Genomic DNA, 4495 nt, shown 5'->3' with positions numbered 1-4495 from the left:
AGACCTTAATTAGTTTTATCTTGTGCTTAAACGTACTTGGATACCAAGATCACGTAAAATAGCATTAATTTGCCCTGCGGTGATTCCTACCGTAGCGTAAATCGTAACCCCATCTTTAATATATTTTTGGCGATATTGAGGATTGGTTTCATTACCATATACAGTTACTACCTGACCACCTTGTTCTTGGTACAGGTGTCCACCTATTTTAGTTTGCTCTGAATACTTCACACTTGCACTTTTAGTCGGAGCACCATTTGGACGGAACTGGAAATTCCCACGTTGAGAACTATTGCTTGCGTTAGGTTGAGAATTTTGTCCTTGCCCAGGTTGTTGTGCTGGCTGTTGTCCAGGTTTTTGAGCAGGTTGCTGGGTTGGTTGTTGCGTTGGTTGTTGCGTTGGGACATTGTTCGCAAAACTTGGAGCAATTAAAGTTGTCGCTAAAATTGCAGTTAAAGAAAGATTTAATAATTTTTTCATAGTGTTGCCTTGTTGTTAAATAATAAGTGGTGATAATACAAAAATAATCATCTAGAATAATCTATAATATAGAATAATCTATAAAAAGGTTTGTGGTTAAGTTTTAAGCTTTAAACTCGAGATTTTCAAGGGAATGAAAATTTATCATTTGATTTTTAAGACAAATAATCCTCATAAATCCAACTACATAGAACTTCTTCTTTTATGCTCTTTTCCTAAATATTGCTAGTTTATCTCTTTTTACTACATGTTTTTTTTCCCTACAATATTCATTGACCTATCCTCACCTCCCAATTCCTCTCTTAGTTTTCACAAAATTTTGCAGCTTTCACTTATTTTTTCAATGTAAAAACTCAGGAATTTGTTGAAAATAGCTCTTCCTAGCCTTTACTCTCCTTGCTTCTTTTAAAATCTCTTAAGCTTATTTTGTACGAAAGTTTCGGAAGTTTTAGCAAATTCCTCTCGGTTCGCTAATTTTTTACTAACTTATCTCTGCCAATCTTTATTAAGATAAATCAATAACTTAAGAATTTATTTCTTGAAATAATTTTTTCTGAGGCTTATAACTTAAATGTAAAATTAGTCAGCTTGACTAGATTCACAAAAATTAAAATCAAACAATCACTATTAGTTACCCTTTGAATTTGTAGTCTTGGTAAGTTAATTACCACAGGCAATTAGATTACCAAGGTTACAAGTTTTTTACCAACCTCTTATCGTTACACCAAACAACTTTTAAAACAACAACACAAACCAAGTTAATTAAGTAATTAACTCTAATTACCAAACAACATTAAATTATCCTTTAAGCAAAGAAGAATATTTTTCTTCCCTCAAGCTATTTCCAGTTAAATGAAACTTTTGGTTTCAGGCCAAAGATATACATATATCCTTGATCCTGATATTTGGGGGTTAAGTATTTACTTTACTTAACAACAAATTTAGGAGCTCATATGACATTTACTAAAAAATCATTATTTGTTTTAAGTATTGCTACTCTTTTAAGTGTAAATCCAGCTTTTGCAACTAGTAGTAATACCTTTAGCCAAGATCTAAGCAAAGCAAGTACTAGCATTAGTCAAGGAGCAAAAAGTGTTGCTCAAACTACTGAGAATAAAGCCCAAGAACTTTATTACTCGTATAAGCCTAGCAGTAAAGCAAATAAAGAAGTTTCTTTAGAAAATGGGAACTTAAAAGGATACTTATTTACTGAAAAATCAGGACAAGTAGTAACTATCCATACTAACAATAGCAAACTTTTAAGTAACAAATACACTGTGGGTACACTTACAGTTTACACCACCAAAGCAACAACGATAACGCAAGCAAATCAAGTATTAGCAAAACTCGGAATAAACACTCTTCTTTCTGCTAATAGTAAATAGTCTAAATTTCTTCACCGATTTAATTAAGCTGGCAATTTTGCTTAATTATTTTTAGCCTCTTGAGGCTAAAAAAGCATTGGATGCTTTAACCAAGATTAAAATATCCAATTAATCATTTAATTAGATCGGTCGCCCCTCATCCTATCTTTTATTTCCTGAGGGCAAGAGGAAAATATAGCCAAAAGATTCCATGAGAGGAACCGATTTAATTTTTACTTTAAGCAAATGCCTTAATTTAAAAATTTGTTCCTTTAATTTCCTTAAATTATTTATTTGTTAAATTAAGTGTGTGCATCGAAGTAACATCTTTCTAGGTGTTACTTTTTTGTTATCTAAAATCTTGCTTTATTGCTAATTCCTCCTAATTTATAACTAATAAAAGTCCTCTCTTAACTTTAAATCTTATCTTTGTGCAGTATAGATTTATCTCTTTGTGCAGATACAGTAAACGCCCCTCGGTTTATACGAGGAGCGTTTACTTTATCTTTGTACAATAACTTTATCTTTATCCTGCTAATTGCTTAATTAACGTTTTTTAGAAATTTCTGCTTGTTTGAGGAAATAACTTACTGCAGGAACTTGTTGCTCAATTTGTAATTGACTAAGAGCTTGGTTAATTGTTTGTAACTTCATTCCCGCTGGAGCTTGAATCCTTACATTACCTACATTATAAAATACAGGAGCTACATGTTTATTCCCCAATACTACATTAATTATTCCAGTACTTGCTACAGAAATTTGAGCTGGAACATTTTGTTCTTCGATCACAAGATTTTTACTTTCATTTGTATAAGTAGTTGTTCCAGTTGATACTGACATTTGATAAAAATCTTGATATGCGGTTGCAGGATCTTTAGTACTTGCTTGAGCATTTAAAGATACTAATGTAGTTGTTACTACGAGCATAGTAGCTAAAATTGATTTAATTTTCATAACTAGATCTCCGTTGTTATCTTGTTGTTCAATATTCTGTATTTTGTTTTGTTGTTTATTTATGAGTTTTTGTCAAGCTATAGAGGTTCTACTTGTATTCTTTATCTCAATTAAGCTTAAGCAAAACAATAAACTCAACTTTTAGCTTAGCTCTAACTTAAAGTTTATATCTTCCCCTTATACGTACAGCATCTTAACTTTAGAGGCTTATCTTTCCCTATAAACTTAACTTACATCAAGGAGTTCCTATGTCAGAAAAAAAATGTTCATGCGGCTGTGGTTGTCTTGCAGCTACTTGTGATTGCACTAGCGAGCATAACACCTGCCAATGTGGTTGCCATAAATAAGGCATAACTCAGATTAATCTTAACTTTTTTATTTAAATTTCAATTTAAGGAGATACTTATGGCTGAAGAAAAATGTTCATGTGGCTGTGGTTGTCTTGCAGCAACTTGCGATTGCACTAGCGAGCATAACTCATGTCAATGTGGTTGTCATAAATAATTGATACAATCTTTCTTTTCTTCTTTAACTATTATTTAAGGAGATACTTATGGCTGAAGAAAAATGTCCATGTGGTTGTGGTTGCGATGCTGCCACTTGTAAATGTACTACCGAACCAGGTTCATGTAGCTGTGGTTGCGGTTGTGGCTCAAAATAAATAAGCACCAAGCCAGCTCGTTTACTTCTATCGAAAAAGTGAACTAAGCTGGCTTCTATTGTTAATAATTTTATCTATTTACTTATGTAGCTTAATCTTTTTAGTGTCTATAGTACCCTTTTCAAGCTTTACTTAATTGGTTAATAATCTAAATTTATGCTTATAAAAATTTATTAATTTTATTATCTCTTTATTAAAAACAACTTTGATCATCTTTTGACTTATCTCCCACCTTTCCTGCTTTATTACCTATATCTTCACTCCTTATTTATCTTCAGTTTTTCTTACCTTTGCTTCTCTATTACTCAACTTAAATCATTCTTAGCTCTAATCTAGACATGATATAATCAAGACGTTTAAAATTTTACTTATTTGAAAATTACTATGTCACATAAAGACTTTCCCGAATACTTACCTTTTGTAAAGAATTTTTTCGCTCATTATCAGCGTCAATACTACTTTAATTATCGTGGTAAAGAAAATCTCTATATGTTTTGGCGTTTTGCCTGTATTCCTTTAATTATCAGTTTTGCTTTTTATATTTTAGGTTCAAAACTAATTAACTTTTTTGCTCAAACTTTTGCAAGTAATCTCGCAACTGTAATTGCGGTTAATCTTGTTTACTTAGCTTATCTTTGCTTAATTGTTTTACCGACAACCGCAGCGATTAGTCGACGTTTAAATGCCAATAACCAAAAGTGGACTTTAGCCTTTATTTATCTAATTTCATTATTAGCCTTTGGCATTAGCTTAAACGCTACTATGGGAGTTCAAGGATACTTTGGTACACAAGCACAAGCTTTATTTGCTAAGCTCACAGAAAACTATCTGTTACTTACTCTATGTGCTCTCTATCCTATTCCATTAATTCTTTGTGCTACTGATAAAAAACTCGCTCAAGAAACTAGAGCTAAAGCAAGTAACAACTTTAATTGGCAAAATAATAAAACGAACCCGCATAACAAACAACAAGAATCTAGCTCGAGTAAAAACCGTCGTTAAGTCTATTTTTAAGACCTAAATAAAGAAATAAACC

At 31.9% G+C, this 4495-nt stretch carries 4 protein-coding genes; 2 read left to right on the top strand and 2 right to left on the bottom strand.

What is annotated here, in order from left to right:
• Positions 1-15: 15 nt before the first annotated feature.
• A complete protein-coding gene (locus CKF59_RS04900) occupies positions 16-480 on the bottom strand; it encodes a hypothetical protein (protein WP_119534853.1) in 465 nt (154 codons plus the stop codon).
• Positions 481-1433: 953 nt separating this feature from the next.
• On the opposite strand from CKF59_RS04900, the gene CKF59_RS04895 reads away from it, so the two are divergent.
• Positions 1434-1865, top strand: a complete 432-nt coding sequence (locus CKF59_RS04895; RefSeq protein ID WP_119534852.1) for a hypothetical protein — start codon at positions 1434-1436, stop codon at positions 1863-1865.
• Between the two features lie 525 nt (positions 1866-2390).
• Here the strand turns inward: CKF59_RS04895 and CKF59_RS04890 are convergent.
• The gene (locus CKF59_RS04890) at positions 2391-2798 is read right to left on the bottom strand and encodes a hypothetical protein (protein WP_119534851.1); all 408 of its coding nucleotides are present in this window, start codon (positions 2796-2798) and stop codon (positions 2391-2393) included.
• 1045 nt (positions 2799-3843) lie between these two features.
• Between CKF59_RS04890 and CKF59_RS04885 the strand changes: the two genes are divergently transcribed.
• Positions 3844-4461 carry a DUF805 domain-containing protein gene (locus CKF59_RS04885; protein ID WP_119534850.1) on the top strand — a complete coding sequence of 206 codons (618 nt, stop codon included), beginning with the start codon at positions 3844-3846 and terminating at the stop codon, positions 4459-4461.
• The last annotated feature ends 34 nt before the right edge of the window (positions 4462-4495 follow it).

Origin of the sequence: Psittacicella gerlachiana, assembly GCF_003585965.1 — a bacterium.
Classification (GTDB): Bacteria; Pseudomonadota; Gammaproteobacteria; order Enterobacterales; family Psittacicellaceae; genus Psittacicella; species Psittacicella gerlachiana.
This window is presented reverse-complemented; position numbering and strand designations above follow the sequence as displayed.